This window comes from Pseudomonas sp. NFPP07, assembly GCF_900115645.1.
In the GTDB taxonomy this organism is placed as follows: domain Bacteria; phylum Pseudomonadota; class Gammaproteobacteria; order Pseudomonadales; family Pseudomonadaceae; genus Aquipseudomonas; species Aquipseudomonas chlororaphis.
Genome location: NZ_FOXG01000002.1, coordinates 432,431 through 448,508, shown reverse-complemented (window position 1 = coordinate 448,508; position 16,078 = coordinate 432,431). Strand labels below are relative to the sequence as shown.

Annotated in this window: 11 protein-coding genes; 6 read left to right on the top strand and 5 right to left on the bottom strand. The window is 65.1% G+C overall.

The window, feature by feature from the left end:
* The first annotated feature begins 203 nt into the window (after window positions 1-203).
* The 4 genes from rnc (at window position 204) to pdxJ (ending at window position 3,473) form a co-directional block, all read left to right on the top strand.
* Window positions 204-893 (top strand): ribonuclease III, encoded by a 690-nt coding sequence (gene rnc, locus BM019_RS07090; protein ID WP_009042306.1) that lies wholly within the window; start codon window positions 204-206, stop codon window positions 891-893.
* Window positions 886-1,788, top strand: coding sequence for a GTPase Era (era, locus tag BM019_RS07085; RefSeq protein WP_007932155.1), 903 nt, complete (start codon window positions 886-888; stop codon window positions 1,786-1,788). Before rnc ends, era begins: the two co-directional genes overlap by 8 nt.
* A gap of 124 nt (window positions 1,789-1,912) precedes the next feature.
* A complete protein-coding gene (gene recO / locus BM019_RS07080) occupies window positions 1,913-2,602 on the top strand; it encodes a DNA repair protein RecO (protein WP_092417917.1) in 690 nt (229 codons plus the stop codon).
* A 127-nt stretch (window positions 2,603-2,729) separates the two neighbouring features.
* Window positions 2,730-3,473: a pyridoxine 5'-phosphate synthase gene (pdxJ, locus tag BM019_RS07075; RefSeq protein WP_007932164.1), complete on the top strand. Its 744-nt coding sequence runs from the start codon at window positions 2,730-2,732 to the stop codon at window positions 3,471-3,473.
* A 109-nt stretch (window positions 3,474-3,582) separates the two neighbouring features.
* Here the strand turns inward: pdxJ and mltF are convergent, their stop codons facing one another.
* A complete protein-coding gene (gene mltF, locus BM019_RS07070; RefSeq protein WP_009042308.1) occupies window positions 3,583-5,043 on the bottom strand; it encodes a membrane-bound lytic murein transglycosylase MltF in 1,461 nt (486 codons plus the stop codon).
* Window positions 5,044-5,330: 287 nt separating this feature from the next.
* Between mltF and purL the strand changes: the two genes are divergently transcribed.
* Both purL and BM019_RS07060 read left to right on the top strand, forming a co-directional pair.
* Window positions 5,331-9,227 (top strand): phosphoribosylformylglycinamidine synthase, encoded by a 3,897-nt coding sequence (purL, locus tag BM019_RS07065; protein ID WP_092417916.1) that lies wholly within the window; start codon window positions 5,331-5,333, stop codon window positions 9,225-9,227.
* Between the two features lie 5 nt (window positions 9,228-9,232).
* A complete protein-coding gene (locus tag BM019_RS07060) occupies window positions 9,233-9,544 on the top strand; it encodes a YqfO family protein (RefSeq protein ID WP_007927731.1) in 312 nt (103 codons plus the stop codon).
* Between the two features lie 78 nt (window positions 9,545-9,622).
* On the opposite strand, the gene nagE is transcribed toward BM019_RS07060, so the two are convergent.
* The 4 genes from nagE to nagA are packed head-to-tail and all read right to left on the bottom strand — an operon-like array spanning window position 9,623 to window position 16,033.
* Window positions 9,623-11,344 (bottom strand): N-acetylglucosamine-specific PTS transporter subunit IIBC, encoded by a 1,722-nt coding sequence (nagE, locus tag BM019_RS07055; protein WP_092417915.1) that lies wholly within the window; start codon window positions 11,342-11,344, stop codon window positions 9,623-9,625.
* 26 nt (window positions 11,345-11,370) lie between these two features.
* Window positions 11,371-13,893: a phosphoenolpyruvate--protein phosphotransferase gene (ptsP, locus tag BM019_RS07050; RefSeq protein WP_092417914.1), complete on the bottom strand. Its 2,523-nt coding sequence runs from the start codon at window positions 13,891-13,893 to the stop codon at window positions 11,371-11,373.
* A gap of 30 nt (window positions 13,894-13,923) precedes the next feature.
* Window positions 13,924-14,946, bottom strand: coding sequence for an SIS domain-containing protein (locus tag BM019_RS07045; RefSeq protein WP_092417913.1), 1,023 nt, complete (start codon window positions 14,944-14,946; stop codon window positions 13,924-13,926).
* Window positions 14,927-16,033, bottom strand: coding sequence for an N-acetylglucosamine-6-phosphate deacetylase (gene nagA / locus BM019_RS07040; RefSeq protein ID WP_009042313.1), 1,107 nt, complete (start codon window positions 16,031-16,033; stop codon window positions 14,927-14,929). Before nagA ends, BM019_RS07045 begins: the two co-directional genes overlap by 20 nt.
* Between the last annotated feature and the right edge of the window lie 45 nt (window positions 16,034-16,078).

Here is a 16,078-nt window from a genome sequence, read left to right as displayed (position 1 = left end):
CGCTGTTGAACACAGCGCCGAATGCTTTTCTGGATCTTGTAGAACACCGGCCCGCCAGGTTCGGCAGCCTCCCAGGCGTCACCAGAAGCAGCAGTCAACGATATTCAGGATGTGGATTTGAACACAGCGTTAATTGCCACAGGCACCTCGTGCCTTGTCTCCAAGGTGGTGAAATTCAACCACGAACTCAGCGTGGGTAAACCGTGAGCGTTTCTTTGAGCCGTCTCGAGCGTCAGCTCGGTTACACCTTCAAGGACCAGGAACTGATGGTCCTGGCCCTCACTCACCGCAGTTTTGCCGGGCGCAACAACGAACGCCTGGAATTCCTCGGTGATGCCATTCTCAACTTCGTCGCCGGCGAAGCGCTGTTCGAGCGTTTTCCCCAGGCTCGCGAAGGCCAGCTGTCGCGTCTGCGCGCGCGCCTGGTGAAGGGTGAAACCCTGGCCGTACTGGCCCGTGGTTTCGATCTGGGCGAATACCTGCGCCTGGGCTCCGGTGAGTTGAAAAGCGGCGGCTTCCGTCGTGAGTCGATCCTCGCCGATGCCCTGGAAGCGCTGATTGGTGCGATCTACCTGGATGCCGGCATGGAGGTCGCGCGCGAGCGCGTGCTGTCCTGGCTGACGTCCGAGTTCGACAGCCTGACGCTGGTCGACACCAACAAGGACCCCAAGACCCGCCTGCAGGAATTCCTGCAGTCGCGTGCCTGTGAACTGCCCCGCTATGAAGTGGTGGATATCCAGGGTGAGCCCCATTGCCGGACGTTCTTCGTCGAATGTGAAATCACCCTACTGAACGAAAAAAGCCGAGGTCAGGGCGTGAGCCGTCGCATTGCCGAACAGGTAGCGGCCGCCGCAGCACTGATTGCCCTGGGCGTGGAGAATGGCCATGACTGATACAACCGCAACACGCTGTGGCTATGTTGCCATCGTCGGCCGTCCGAACGTGGGCAAGTCCACGCTGCTGAACCATATCCTGGGGCAGAAGCTGGCCATCACCTCGCGCAAGCCGCAGACCACTCGGCACAACATGCTCGGCATCAAGACCGAAGGCGCCATCCAGGCGATCTACGTCGACACCCCGGGCATGCACAAGAGCAACGAGAAGGCGCTGAACCGCTACATGAACAAGACCGCCTCGGCGGCCTTGAAAGACGTCGACGTGGTGATTTTCGTCGTTGACCGCACCAAGTGGACCGACGAAGACCAGCTGGTGCTGGAGCGTGTGCAGTACGTGCAGGGCCCGGTGATCCTGGCGATCAACAAGACCGACCGCATCGAGGACAAGGCCGAGCTGATGCCGCACCTGACCTGGTTGCAGGAGCAATTGCCGAATGCCGAGATCGTCCCGGTATCGGCCCAGCAGGGGCACAACCTGGAAGCCCTGGAAGGCCTGATCGCCAAGCACCTGCCGGAAAACGATCACTTCTTCCCGGAAGACCAGATCACCGACCGCAGCAGCCGTTTCCTCGCTGCCGAACTGGTGCGCGAGAAGATCATGCGCCAGCTGGGTGCCGAGCTGCCGTACCAGATCACCGTGGAAATCGAAGAGTTCAAGCAGCAGGGCAAGACCCTGCACATTCATGCCTTGATCCTCGTCGAACGCGACGGCCAGAAGAAAATCATCATTGGCGACAAGGGTGAGCGCATCAAGCGCATCGGCATGGAAGCGCGCAAGGACATGGAGTTGCTGTTCGACTCCAAGGTCATGCTCAACCTGTGGGTCAAGGTCAAAGGCGGTTGGTCCGACGACGAGCGCGCCCTGCGTTCGCTGGGCTACGGCGACCTGTAATCCTGCCCCGTCGCCGGCGCCTCGTTCCTGCAACGTGTAGGGAGCGAGCCGCTGGCGATAAAGGTTCAACGAGCCTTCCCGTGGACCTGTCACTTTCTCAAGCCTTGAGATCCCTCCGACACCTATGTCCAGTAACGTTCCCATCGGCCAGCCCGCTTATGTCCTGCACAGTCGCGCCTATCGCGAGAGCAGTGCATTGGTGGACTTCCTCACGCCCCAGGGGCGGCTGCGCGCGGTGTTGCGCGGCGCGCGGGGCAAGGCCGGGACCCTGGCGCGGCCGTTCGTGCCGCTGGAAGTCGAATTTCGTGGGCGCGGCGAGCTGAAAAACGTCGGGCGCATGGAAAGCGCGGGAACCTCCACCTGGCTCAACGGCGAGGCGCTGTTCAGCGGCCTCTACCTCAATGAGTTGCTGATTCGCCTGCTGCCCGCCGAAGACCCGCATCCGGCGATCTTCGAGCACTATGCGGCAACCTTGCTGGCTTTGGCCGAGGGCAGGGCCCTTGAGCCCTTGCTGCGCGCGTTCGAATGGCGCCTGCTGGACGACCTGGGCTACGGCTTCGCCCTGGACATGGATATCCATGGCGCGCCGATTGAGGCGCAGGGCATGTACCGCCTGCAGGTGGATGCAGGCCTGGAGCAGGTTCAGCTGCTGCAGCCGGGCCTGTTCAACGGCACCGAGCTGCTGGCCATGGCGCAAGCCGACTGGAGCGCCCCCGGCGCGCTGGCGGCGGCCAAGCGCCTGATGCGCCAGGCCCTGGCGGTGCACCTGGGCGGTCGGCCCTTGGTCAGTCGCGAATTGTTTCGCAAGCCCTAGTCGTCCCATTACGCCAATACGCTCGAATCCTGCCTGGCTTGCTCGTGCGACCGAAAGCCGGCAGTTATTTTCGCCAGCGGACACTATATGCTGTGCACCGAATCTCTAACTCCTCAGGAGCGCTTCCGTGACCACCAGCAATCGCATTCTTCTTGGCGTGAATATCGACCACGTAGCCACCCTGCGTCAGGCCCGGGGCACCCGTTACCCTGATCCGGTCAAGGCGGCGCTGGACGCGGAAGAGGCGGGGGCCGACGGCATCACCGTGCACCTGCGCGAGGACCGCCGGCACATCCAGGAGCGCGACGTGCTGCTGCTCAAGGACGTGCTGCAAACCCGCATGAACTTCGAGATGGGCGTCACCGAGGAAATGATGGCGTTCGCCGAGCGCATCCGTCCGGCGCACATCTGCCTGGTTCCGGAAACCCGCCAGGAGCTGACCACCGAAGGCGGCCTGGATGTCGCCGGGCAGGAAGCGCGGATCAAGGCGGCGGTAGAGCGGCTGTCGAAGATCGGCGCCGAAGTGTCGCTGTTCATCGACGCCGATGAGCGGCAGATCGCTGCCTCTCGCCGCGTGGGCGCGCCCGCCATCGAGCTGCACACCGGGCGTTATGCCGATGCCGAAACTCCGAGCGAGGTGGCCGAGGAACTGCGGCGTGTGGCCGACGGCGTGGCTTTCGGCCTGGGCCAGGGCCTGATCGTCAATGCCGGCCACGGCCTGCATTACCACAACGTCGAAGCGGTCGCGGCGATCAAGGGCATCAACGAGTTGAACATCGGCCATGCGCTGGTGGCCCATGCGCTGTTCGTCGGCTTCAAAGGCGCAGTGGCGGAGATGAAGGCGCTGATCCTGGCGGCGGCCAAGGCCTGATCCTGTAGCCGCTGCCGAAGGCTGCGACAAGCTCCGAAGGAGCTTCGGCGTTCTTGGAATCGCCACGACCTCCGGTCGATCGCAGCCTGCGGCAGCGGCTACAGAGGGTTTAAAGCGGCGGGGTTTCCTGGGTCGGCTTGGTCTTGTCCACGCCCGGCACGTGCAGGTTGCCCTCGGCCACCTGGTCGCCTTCCAGCTGCGGCTGCGTAACCCAGGTCAGGATGTCGTAGTAGCGACGGATGTTGGCGACGAAATGCACCGGCTCGCCGCCCCGGGCGTAGCCATAGCGGGTCTTGCTGTACCACTGCTTCTGCGAGAGACGCGGCAGCATCTTCTTCACGTCCAGCCACTTGTTCGGGTTCAGCCCTTCCTTTTGCGCCAGCTTGCGGGCGTCGTCCAGGTGGCCACTGCCGACGTTATAGGCGGCGAGGGCGAACCAGGTGCGGTCCGGCTCTTCGATCTTGTCGTCCAGCTGATCCTTCATGTACGCCAGGTACTTGGCGCCGCCCTGGATGCTTTGCTTGGCGTCCAGGCGGTTGGACACGCCCATGGCCTGGGCGGTGTTCTGGGTCAGCATCATCAGGCCGCGTACGCCGGTCTTGGAGGTAACGCTCGGTTGCCACAAGGATTCCTGGTAGCCGATGGCCGCCAGCAGGCGCCAGTCGACCTTTTCTTCCTTGGCCGAGGCCTTGAAGTGCTTCTCGTATTTGGGCAGGCGCTGCTGCAGATGCTGGGCAAAGGTGTAGGCGCCGACATAACCCAGGACGTCCACATGCCCGTAATAACGGTCCTTCAGGCGCTGCAGGGTGCCGTTCTTCTGCACCTTGTCGAGGAAGTCGTTGATTTCGTTGAGCAGGCTGTTGTCTTCGCCGGCGGCCACGGCCCAGCTCTGGTTGCGGGCATCGCCAAGGTCAAAGGCCACGCGGATATTGGCGAAATACACCTGGTTCATCGCCACTTCGTTGGAATCCACCAGGGTCAGGTCGATCTGCCCCTCGTCGACCATGCGCAGCAGGTCGACCACTTCGACCTCGTCGGACTCTTCGTATTGAATGCCGGGGTATTTCAGCTTGAGTTCGGCCAGTTGCTCGGCGTGGGTGCTGCCCTTGAGCACCATGATCTTCTTGCCGACCAGGTCGCCCGCATCGGTGGGGCGGGACTGGCCGTTGCGGTAGATGATCTGCGGGGTGACTTCCAGATAGGTATGGGAAAACCGGACTTGCTGCTTGCGTTTCTCGCTGCTGACCAGGCCGGCAGCAGCCAGCACCGGGCCGTTAGGTTTACCCAGCTGGTCGAAGAGGTCGTCGAGGTTGTCCGCGGTTTCGATCTTCAGCGTCACCCCCAGGTCGTCGGCGAAACGTTTCACCAGCTCGTATTCGAAGCCGGTTTCACCGTTGCGATCCTGGAAGTAGGTGGCCGGGCTGTTACGGGTGACCACCCGCAGCACGCCATCCTCCTTTACTCGCTCGAGCGTGCTGGGTTTCTCAACGCAGGCACTGAGCATCAGGAAGAGTCCGGTTGCGATGAGCCATCGGGCACAGCGCGGACGTAAAGCCATAGGGGAAAACATCTGCGCAGTATACGCAAAGGACAACAACCGCCATATCTCGACAGCGAAGGGCTTGTCTGCTAGAGGTTCCAGCCCCCGGCCAGAGCCCTCGGGAATGGGCCTTCGCGGCCCGTGGAGAGGGGTGAAATAACCCTGCTGAATGGTCCTGACGAGCCTTTGTCACAGGGGGCTGCGCGCGGGCCGACGTCTGGCCGCGCTCGGGCGTGCCGTTTCGGGTGCCGTCGCGGGCGGTTTAGGCTAGAATGCACGGCCTCAAAGCACACCCCCTTCCCGAGGCTGTCCCGAAGATGTTGATCCTGCGCGGCGCTCCTGCCCTTTCTGCCTTTCGCCACAGCAAACTCCTTGAGCAACTGAGCCAGAAGGTTCCAGCTGTCAGTGGCCTGTATGCTGAATTCGCTCACTTCGCCGAAGTTACCGGCGTCCTGACCGGCGACGAACAGCAGGTGCTTGCGCGCCTTCTGAAGTACGGCCCAAGCGTACCGGTGCAAGAACCTACCGGTCGTCTGTTCCTGGTGCTGCCGCGTTTCGGCACCATCTCGCCCTGGTCGAGCAAGGCCAGCGATATCGCCCGCAACTGTGGCCTGAGCAAGATCCAGCGCCTGGAGCGCGGCATTGCCTTCTACGTGGCCGGTGAATTCAGCGACGCGCAAGCGCAGTTGATCGCCGACACTCTGCACGACCGCATGACCCAGATCGTGCTGGGCAACCTGGAGCAGGCTGCCGGCCTGTTCAGCCATGCCACGCCGAAGCCGCTGACCGCCATCGATATCCTTGGTGGTGGCCGCGCCGCGCTGGAACAGGCCAACACCGAACTGGGCCTGGCCCTGGCCGAAGACGAAATCGATTACCTGGTCAACGCCTTCCAGGGCCTCAAGCGCAACCCGCATGACATCGAACTGATGATGTTCGCCCAGGCCAACTCCGAGCACTGCCGTCACAAGATCTTCAACGCCAGTTGGGACATCGACGGCCAGAGCCAGGAAAAAAGCCTGTTCGGCATGATCAAGAACACCTATCAGATGCACAACGAAGGTGTGCTGTCGGCTTACAAGGACAACGCCTCGGTGATCGTCGGCAATGTCGCCGGCCGTTTCTTCCCGAACCCTGAAACCCGCCAGTACGGCGCGGTGCAGGAGCCGGTGCACATCCTGATGAAAGTCGAGACTCACAACCACCCGACCGCCATCGCCCCGTTCCCGGGCGCATCCACCGGTTCCGGTGGCGAGATCCGCGATGAAGGTGCAACCGGTCGTGGCGCCAAGCCAAAGGCCGGCCTGACCGGTTTCACCGTATCCAACCTGCAGATCCCGGGCTTCGAACAGCCGTGGGAAGTGCCGTACGGCAAGCCTGAGCGCATTGTCACCGCGCTGGACATCATGATCGAAGGCCCGCTGGGCGGCGCCGCGTTCAACAACGAATTCGGTCGTCCGGCCCTGACCGGCTACTTCCGTACCTTCGAACAGTCGATTGCCACCCCGCACGGTGACGAGGTTCGTGGTTACCACAAGCCGATCATGCTGGCCGGCGGCATGGGCAACATTCGCGAAGAGCACGTCAAGAAAGGCGAGATCGTCGTCGGCTCCAAGCTGATCGTCCTCGGTGGCCCGGCGATGCTCATCGGCCTGGGTGGCGGCGCCGCTTCCTCCATGGCCACCGGCACCAGCTCGGCGGATCTGGATTTCGCTTCCGTTCAGCGTGAAAACCCGGAAATGGAGCGTCGTTGCCAGGAAGTCATCGACCGTTGCTGGCAGCTGGGCGACAAGAACCCGATCAGCTTCATCCACGACGTCGGCGCGGGCGGTCTGTCCAACGCCTTCCCGGAACTGGTCAACGACGGCGACCGCGGTGGCCGTTTCGAACTGCGCAACATTCCAAACGACGAGCCGGGCATGGCCCCGCACGAAATCTGGAGCAACGAATCCCAGGAACGCTACGTTCTGGCCGTCGGCCCGGCCGACTTCGAGCGCTTCCAGGCCATCTGCGAACGTGAGCGTTGCCCGTTTGCCGTCGTCGGTGAAGCCACCGCCGAACCGCATCTGACTGTCACGGACAGCCACTTCGGCAACAGCCCGGTGGACATGCCACTGGAAGTGCTGCTGGGCAAGGCGCCGCGCATGCACCGTTCGGTGGTTCGCGAAGCCGAGCTGGGCGACGATTTCGACCCGTCGAACCTCGACATCGGCGAAAGCATCGAGCGCGTCCTGCATCACCCGGCCGTCGCGAGCAAAAGCTTCCTGATCACCATCGGCGACCGCACCATCACCGGCCTGGTGGCCCGTGACCAAATGGTCGGCCCATGGCAGGTTCCGGTGGCCGACGTGGCCGTCACCGCCACCAGTTTCGACGTCTACACCGGTGAAGCCATGGCCATGGGCGAGCGTACTCCGCTGGCGCTGCTGGACGCTCCGGCGTCGGGCCGCATGGCCATCGGCGAAACCCTGACCAACATCGCCGCGTCGCGCATCAACAAGATCTCCGACATCAAACTGTCGGCGAACTGGATGTCCGCCGCCGGCCACCCGGGCGAAGACGCACGGCTGTACGACACCGTGAAAGCGGTCGGCATGGAACTGTGCCCTGAGCTGGGCATCACCATTCCGGTAGGCAAGGACTCGATGTCCATGGCCACGCGCTGGAACGACAACGGCGAAGAAAAAACCGTGACCTCGCCGATGTCGCTGATCGTGACCGGTTTCGCGCCTGTGGCGGACATCCGCCAGACCCTGACCCCGCAACTGCGCATGGACAAGGGCACCACCGATCTGGTCCTGATCGACCTCGGTCGTGGCCAGAACCGCATGGGCGCCTCGATCCTCGCCCAGGTGCATGGCAAGCTCGGCAAGCAGGCCCCGGACGTCGATGACGCCGAAGACCTGAAAGCCTTCTTCGCGGTGATCCAGGGCCTCAACGCCGACGGTCACCTGCTGGCTTACCACGACCGTTCCGACGGTGGTCTGCTGACCAGCGTGGTGGAGATGGCCTTCGCCGGTCACTGCGGCCTGAACCTGAACCTCGACGCCCTGGCCGAGAGCTCGGCCGAGATCGCCGCCATCCTGTTCAACGAAGAACTGGGTGCGGTGATCCAGGTGCGCCAGGACGCGACCCCGGATGTGCTGGCGCAGTTCAGCGCCGCCGGCCTGGGCGACTGCGTGGCGGTGATCGGCCAGCCAGTCAACAACGGCCATATCAACATCAGCTTCAACGGCGAGAATATCTTCGCCGGCGAGCGTCGCCTGCTGCAGCGCCAGTGGGCTGAAACCAGCTACCAGATCCAGCGCCTGCGGGACAACGCCGACTGCGCCGAGCAGGAGTTCGACGTCCTGCTGGAAGAAGACAACCCGGGCTTGAGCGTCAAGCTGAGCTTCGACGTTAACCAGGACATTGCCGCGCCTTACATCAAGAAAGGCGTGCGTCCCCAGGTTGCCGTGCTGCGCGAGCAGGGCGTCAACGGCCAGGTGGAAATGGCCGCGGCGTTCGACCGTGCCGGCTTCAATGCGATCGACGTGCACATGAGCGATATCCTCGCCGGTCGCGTCGACCTGAACGACTTCAAGGGCATGGTTGCCTGCGGCGGCTTCTCTTATGGTGACGTACTCGGCGCCGGCGAGGGCTGGGCCAAGTCGGCACTGTTCAACAGCCGTGCCCGCGACGCCTTCCAGGGCTTCTTCGAGCGCAACGACACCTTCACCCTCGGCGTGTGCAACGGTTGCCAGATGATGTCCAACCTGCACGAGTTGATCCCGGGCAGCGAGTTCTGGCCGCACTTCGTGCGCAACCGGTCCGAGCAGTTCGAGGCCCGTGTGGCGATGGTCCAGGTCCAGGAGTCGAACTCGATCTTCCTGCAGGGCATGGCCGGTTCGCGTATGCCGATCGCCATCGCCCACGGCGAAGGCCATGCGGAATTCGAAAGCGCAGAAGCGCTGCTTGAAGCCGACCTGTCCGGTTGCGTGGCCCTGCGCTTCGTCGACAACCACGGCAAGGTCACCGAAAGCTATCCGGCCAACCCGAACGGCTCGCCGCGCGGGATCACCGGCCTGACCAGCCGCGACGGCCGCGTCACCATCATGATGCCGCACCCTGAGCGGGTATTCCGTGCCGTGCAGAACTCCTGGCGTCCGGAAGAGTGGAACGAAGATGCGGCGTGGATGCGCATGTTCCGTAACGCTCGCGTGTGGGTGAACTAAGGCCCGTGTACAAGCTCAGCTTTTTCGTCCCGCCCAGCCACGTGGATGTGGTCAAGAACGCCGTATTCGCCGCCGGTGGCGGACGGATCGGCGCTTACGACCAGTGTGCGTGGCAGGTGCTGGGCCAGGGCCAGTTTCGCCCGTTGGACGGCAGCCAGCCGTTTCTCGGGCAGACCGGCTTGGTCGAGCAGGTGCAGGAATGGAAAGTCGAGCTGGTGGTGGCCGACGAGTTGATCCGTAGCGTGGTGATGGCCCTCAAGCAGAGCCATCCCTACGAGACACCGGCTTATGAAGTCTGGCGTCTGGAAGACTTCTAAGGCCCCGCCCATGAAAAAGCCCGCTGAACCGGTAACGGTCAGCGGGCTTTTTTGTGCCTGCTCTCCGGCAGGAGAGGGTCAGACCTTGGCGCTGACCTCGCTGCGGTTGATCAGGCTATCCAGGGCGTGGCTCAGGCTTGCGGCCTTTTCGCCGATCAGCAGGTGCCAGACGCCATCGTCGAGCTGGCTGGAACCCTGGCAGCCGAGGCTCTTCAGCTGACATTCCGACAGCGCCTTGTTGTCGCCCAGTTGCACCCGCAGTCGGGTCATGGCCACGCAGTCCAGTTGCAGCACATTGTCGCTGCCACCGAAGGCGTCCAGCCATTTCACGGCTTCCTGGGGCGCAATGTTCACCGCTGGCGGTGTTTCGAAGGCCGCGGCGGCAGGGCCTGGCTGTTCCAGTGGCTTGCCGCCGCTGGGCATGGCCAGGCGGATTTCATCGGCGATGCTGTCGGCCAGCGGGCCGACCACCACCTGCAGGCTGCCGCCCTTGCCGGGACGCACCACGGCCATGGCGCCAAGGGCCTTGAGGTCGCTGTCCGACGCCTTGCTGCGGTCGGCCAGTTCCAGGCGCAGGCGGGTGGTGCAGGCACCGACGGTGATCAGATTGTCCGCGCCGCCCAGGGCCTGGATATAGGCGCCGGCCCGCTGATTGTTGGTCATGGCGGCTTTCTCGGTGCCCGGGGTGTCTTCGCGGCCCGGGGTTTTCAGGTTGAAGCGTTTGATGCAGAAGTCGAACACCAGGTAGTAGATCACCGCGTACAGCAGGCCCACCGGGAACACCAGCCAGCCGTTGGTCGAGCGGCCCCAGCCAAGGGCCATGTCGATGGCGCCGCCGGAGAAGGTGAAGCCCAGGTGGATGTTCAACAGGTTGGTCAGGGCCATGGACAGGCCGGTCAGCAGCGCGTGCACCAGGTACAGCATGGGGGCGAGGAACATGAAGGCGAATTCGATCGGCTCGGTGACCCCGGTGAGGAACGAGGTCAGGGCCATCGACAGGAAAATCCCGCCCATCACCTTGCGCCGCTCTGGCAGCGCATTGCGGTACATGGCCAGGCACGCCGCCGGCAGGCCGAACAGCATCATCGGGAACATGCCGGTCATGAACTGGCCGCCCTTGGGGTCGCCGGCGAAGTAGCGGGTCAGGTCGCCGGTGACCACGGCGCCGGTGGCCGGGTCGGTAAAGCTGCCGAAAATGAACCAGGCCATGTTGTTCAGGATGTGGTGCAGGCCGGTGATGATCAGCAGGCGGTTGAACACGCCGAAAACGAAGGCACCGAGGCTGCCGCTTTCCATCAGCAACTGGCCGAAGCTGTTGATGCCGTGCTGGATCGGCGGCCAGATCAGGCCGAACACCACCCCCAGGCCGACGGCGCTGAAACCGGTGACGATCGGCACGAAGCGCCGCCCGCCGAAGAACGCCAGGTATTCCGGCAGCTTGATGTCCTTGAAGCGGTTGTACAGGGCTCCGGCCAGCAGGCCGCTGATGATCCCGGCGAGCATGCCCATGTTGATGCTGGCATCGAGCACCTTGAGGGTCGCGACCATCACCAGGTAGCCGATGGCCCCGGCCAGGCCGGCGGTGCCGTTGTTGTCCTTGGCGAAGCCCACGGCGATGCCGATGGCGAAGATCAGCGCCAGGTTGGCGAAGATGGTCTGGCCGGCATCGTGGATGATCGCGATGTTCAGCAGGTCGGTGTCGCCCAGGCGCAGCAGCAGGCCGGCGATCGGCAGGATCGCGATCGGCAGCATCAGGGCGCGGCCCAGGCGCTGCAGGCCTTCGATGAATAATTGGTACATGGCGTGTCTCCCGGTGTTCTTGTTATTCAGCTCAGGGGCCAGTGTTGGTGGCAGGCATGACGCACCGCCGAGGCACTGCTCAGGTTCAGCAGGTCATGGCTGAGGCGTCGGCATTGCGCAGCGTCCAGTTGGCGGACCCGCTCCTTGATTTCGCCCACTTGCGGTGGGCTCACCGACAGCTCGCTGACCCCCAGGCCGATTAGCACCGGCGTCGCCAGCGGGTCGGAGGCCAGTGCGCCGCACACGCCGACCCAGCGTCCATGCCTGGCCGCGCCGGCGCAGGTCTGGGCGATCAGCCGCAGCAGCGCCGGGTGCAGTGCATCGACCCGCGCGGCCAGGCCGGCATGGTCACGGTCCATGGCCAGGGTGTATTGCGACAGATCGTTGGTGCCGATGGAGAGGAAGTCGGCGTATTCGGCCAGTTGCTCGGCGAGCAGGGCGGCGGCCGGGACTTCGATCATCACCCCCAGCTCCGGGCGCTGGCCGATTCCCAGCTCGGCGCACAGGCAATCGATGCGTTCGCGGATATGCAGCAGTTCGTCGAGCTCGCTGACCATCGGCAGCAGGATGCGGCAACGTTGCAGCGGGCTGACCTGCAGCAGGGCCCGCAGTTGCTGGTCGAGCAGTTCCGGGCGGGCCTGGGCCAGGCGAATGCCGCGCAGGCCCAGTACCGGGTTGGCTTCCACCGGCAGCGGCAGGTAGTCCAGTTGCTTGTCGCCGCCGACGTCTATGGTGCGGATGATCACCGACTTGTCGCCCATGGCGTCGAGCACGGCCTGATAAGCCAGGCGCTGCTCCTGTTCGTCGGGGGCGGTATGCCGGTCGACAAACAGAAACTCGGTACGCAGCAGCCCGACGCCATCGGCACCGTTGGCATGGGCGGCCTGGGCTTCCTGGCTGGAGGCGACATTGGCGGCGACCTCGATCGCCTGGCCGTCGAGGGTCCTGGCCGGCAGCTGGGCCTGTTGCTGTTGTTGCTCACGGCGCTGCTGGCGGAGCAGATGGCTCTGCCGGACCTGTTCGATACGCGCGCTGTCCGGCGTCAGTTCCAGGCGCCCGTGATCGGCGTTCAGCACCACTTGCTGGCCTTGCGGCACATCGAGAAGCTCCGAGCCCAGGGCCACCAGGCAGGGCAGGCCCTTGCCGCGCGCCAGGATCGCCACGTGGGAGGTGGCGCCGCCAGCGGCCATGCACAGGCCGGCGGCGCCTTGCTCGCTCAGTTGCAGCAGGTCGGACGGGGTCAGTTCGTGGGCCGCGACTATGGCGCCGGCCGGCAACTGGTAATGCCAGGCCTCGCCGAGCAGGGCGCGCAGCACCCGCTGTTGCAGGTCACGCAGGTCGTTGGCGCGTTCGGCGAGCAGGGCATTGCCCAGTTGCAGCAGGATCTCGCACTGTTCGCCGATGGCGTCGCTCCAGGCGTGGGTGGCGGCGCGTCCCTGGCCGATGCTCTGGCGGGCGGCGTCCAGCAGCGCCGGGTCTTCGAGCAGGGCCAGATGGGCGGCGAAGATCGCTTCTTCCTGGTTGTCCTTGCGTTGCCGGGCGTGCTCCAGCGTGCCGCGAATGTCGCTGCGAACCTTGTCCAGGGCCAGGTCCAGCGCCTGCAGTTGTTCCTGTGGCGGGTGACCGCCGCTGTCTTCCGGCAGGGTCATGGCGGTCAGCTGAAACAGCGGCCCGCAGACCAGCCCGGGGGCGGCGCAAACGCCCTGGATCACCCCGGCTTCGGCGGGGCGCTGGGGCGCGACGGCCTTCACCGCTGGCGCCGCGGCATGGCCGTCTTCGGCCAGCGGGGTGGCGAGGGCGTCCAGTAGCGCCAGCAGGGCGGCCTTGCAGTCCTTGCCCTGGCAACTGACCCGCACCTCGTCCTGCTCGCCGACCCCCAGCCCCATCAGGCTGACCAGGCTGTCGCAGGACGCCGACTTGCCGTTGAAATGCAGGTGCGCCTTGCTGCTGAAACCCTGGGCGGTCTGGCGTATCAGCGCGGCCGGCCGGGCGTGCAGGCCGCCGCGATGATTGACCCGGGTCTGGCCTTCGACCGCGTCGGTCGAGGTGTCGCCTGCTTCCGCCTGGGCCGTATTGGCCGCGCGTGGAACGATGTGCAGCAGCGGTTCGCCGACTTTCACCGATTTCAGGGTGATGGGCAGGGTCTGGAAGTGTTCGCCGTTGGTCAGGATCATCAGGCTGATCAGGCTTTTGCTGTTGCGCGCGACCTGGTCGAGATCGAAGCGCAGCAGGGCCTGGCCGCTGCTGACCCGGGCGCCTTCCTGCACCAGCATGGAGAAACCCTCGCCTTGCAGCTGGACGGTGTCCAGGCCGAGGTGCAGCAGCAGTTCCGCGCCATTGTCGGCGCGCAGGGTCACCGCGTGGCCGGTGCGGGCGGCATGCACCACCACGCCGGCGCAGGGGGCGTGCAGGGTGTTGTTCAGCGGGTCGATGGCGATCCCGTCGCCCATGGCGCCGCTGGAAAACACCAGGTCGGGCACCCTGGCGAGGGTGAGCACCGGGCCGCTCAAGGGAGCGCCGAGCGTCAGGTCTTTATTGTTGTTGTGCATGGCGCAGTACTCATCCGTTGAAGGAAAGGCTCAGTGGGTGCGGGTCACTTTGCTCAGGTGCCGTGGCTGGTCCGGGTCCATGCCCCGGGCCTCGGCAAGGCTCGCGGCCATGCCGTAGAAACTCTGGATCGCCAGGATCGGATCGAGCGCCGGGTGTTCGGCCCGGCCCAGGGTCAGGTTGCGTTCGACGATGTCGTCCGGCGCCGCCAGCAGCACCCGGGCACCACGCTGGCGCATGTCGGCGGCAAGGCTGATCAGGCCGGCTTGCTCCGCTCCCCGTGGGGCGAACACCAGCAGCGGGTAGTTATCGCCGATCAGCGCCATCGGGCCGTGGCGAACTTCCGCGCTGCTGAAGGCTTCGGCCTGGATCGCCGAGGTTTCCTTGAGTTTCAGCGCCGCTTCCTGGGCGATGGCGAAGCCGGCGCCACGGCCGATCACCATCAACCGTTGGCTATCGCGCAAGGCCTCGACGGCCGGGCTCCAGTCCTGGGTCGCGGCTTCGCGCAGGCCCTGGGGCAGGGCGAGGCCGGCTTCCAGCAACTGCGCGTCCTGTTTCCAGTGGGCGATCAGGCGGGCGCTGGCGCTGAGGGTGGCGATAAAGCTCTTGGTCGCGGCCACGCTGCGTTCGGCGCCGGCGTGCAGCGGCAGGCAGAACTCGCTGGCGGCTTCCAGCGGGGTGTCCTGGGCGTTGACCATGGCCACGCTCAAGGCCCCGCGTTTGCGCAGCAGGCGCATGCTGTTGACCAGGTCGGGGCTCTGCCCGGACTGGGAAAAGGCGAACGCCGCCTGGCCGCTGACCCGCAGCGGCGCCTGTTGCATGGTCACCACCGACATCGGCAGGGACGCGACCGGGAAACCCAGCTGCTGCATGGTCAGATAGGCGAAATAGCTGGCGGCATGGTCGGAGCTGCCGCGGGCGACGGTCATCACCACTTGCGGCGGCTGGCGGTTCAGGCGCCCGGCGACTTCGATCAGTTGCGGGTCCAGGTGCTGCAACTGGCCTTCGACGGCCGCGGCGGCGGACAGCGCCTCTTCAAGCATTTTTGAAGTCAATGTCTTCTCCTTCGACCATCACGGCGGTCAGTGTGAGTGAGCGGTCCAGGCACACGCAGTCGGCCCAGCTGCCGACCTGCAAGCGCCCGCGTTCGGCCAGGCCGAGATAATCGGCGGGAAACTGTGACAAGCGTTGCGACGCCTCGGCCAGGGGCAGGCCGATCTTCACCAGGTTGCGCAAGGCCTGGTCCATGGTCAGGGTGCTGCCGGCCAGGGTGCCGTCCGGCAGGCGCACGCCGCCCAGGCATTTGGTCACGGTGTGGCTGCCGAGCTTGTATTCGCCGTCCGGCATGCCGGCCGCCGCGGTGGAGTCGGTGACGCAGTACAGGCAGGGGATCGAGCGCAGGGCCACGCGCATGGCGCCAGGGTGCACGTGCAGCAGGTCGGGGATCAGTTCCGCGTACTGGGCGTGGGCCAGGGCGGCGCCGACTATGCCCGGCTCGCGGTGATGCAACGGGCTCATGGCGTTGTACAGGTGGGTGAAGCTGGTGGCCCCGGCGTCGAGCGCGGCCACGCCTTCCTCGTAGCTGCCCAGGGTGTGGCCGATCTGCATGCGAATGCCGCGGGCGCTGAGGGCGCGGATCAGCGCGTCATGGCCGGCGATTTCCGGGGCGATGGTGATCACTCGGATCGGCGCCAGGCGCAGGTAGGCCTCGACTTCGGCCATCAGCGCGGTATGGGCGAAATTGGGCTGGGCACCGAGCTTGCCCGGGTTGATGTACGGGCCTTCCAGGTGCACACCCAGTACCCGGGCGCTGCCGCTGGGGCGCTGTTCGCAGTATTCGCCCATGGCGCCCAGGACCCGGGTGATCTCCTCGGTCGGCGCGGTCATGGTGGTGGCCAGCAACGAGGTGGTGCCAAAACGCACGTGGGTGCGGGTGATGGTCTCGAACGCCGGGGCGCCTTCCATGATGTCCTTGCCGCCGCCGCCATGCACATGCAGGTCGATGAAGCCCGGCAGCAGATAGGGCAGGTCGTTGTCCGCCGGGTCGCAGGGGCTGCCTTCGATGCCGGTGACCTTGCCGTCCCGGTGGTTCAGGTGGCCGCGAATCCAGCCTTGCGGGGTGAGGATGTTGTGTTCGGACATGGGCAGCTCTCTGGGACGGGTTCTTGGCGACTCGGCGGCCTGGCT

Excerpts from the sequence above, each read along its gene's own strand:
- ptsP (WP_092417914.1), bottom strand. The coding sequence starts at position 13,893 with ATGCACAACAACAATAAAGACCTGACGCTCGGCGCTCCCTTGAGCGGC.
- mltF (WP_009042308.1), bottom strand. The coding sequence starts at position 5,043 with ATGTTTTCCCCTATGGCTTTACGTCCGCGCTGTGCCCGATGGCTCATC.
- purL (WP_092417916.1), top strand. The coding sequence starts at position 5,331 with ATGTTGATCCTGCGCGGCGCTCCTGCCCTTTCTGCCTTTCGCCACAGC.
- nagE (WP_092417915.1), bottom strand. The coding sequence starts at position 11,344 with ATGTACCAATTATTCATCGAAGGCCTGCAGCGCCTGGGCCGCGCCCTG.
- era (WP_007932155.1), top strand. The coding sequence starts at position 886 with ATGACTGATACAACCGCAACACGCTGTGGCTATGTTGCCATCGTCGGC.
- recO (WP_092417917.1), top strand. The coding sequence starts at position 1,913 with ATGTCCAGTAACGTTCCCATCGGCCAGCCCGCTTATGTCCTGCACAGT.
- nagA (WP_009042313.1), bottom strand. The coding sequence starts at position 16,033 with ATGTCCGAACACAACATCCTCACCCCGCAAGGCTGGATTCGCGGCCAC.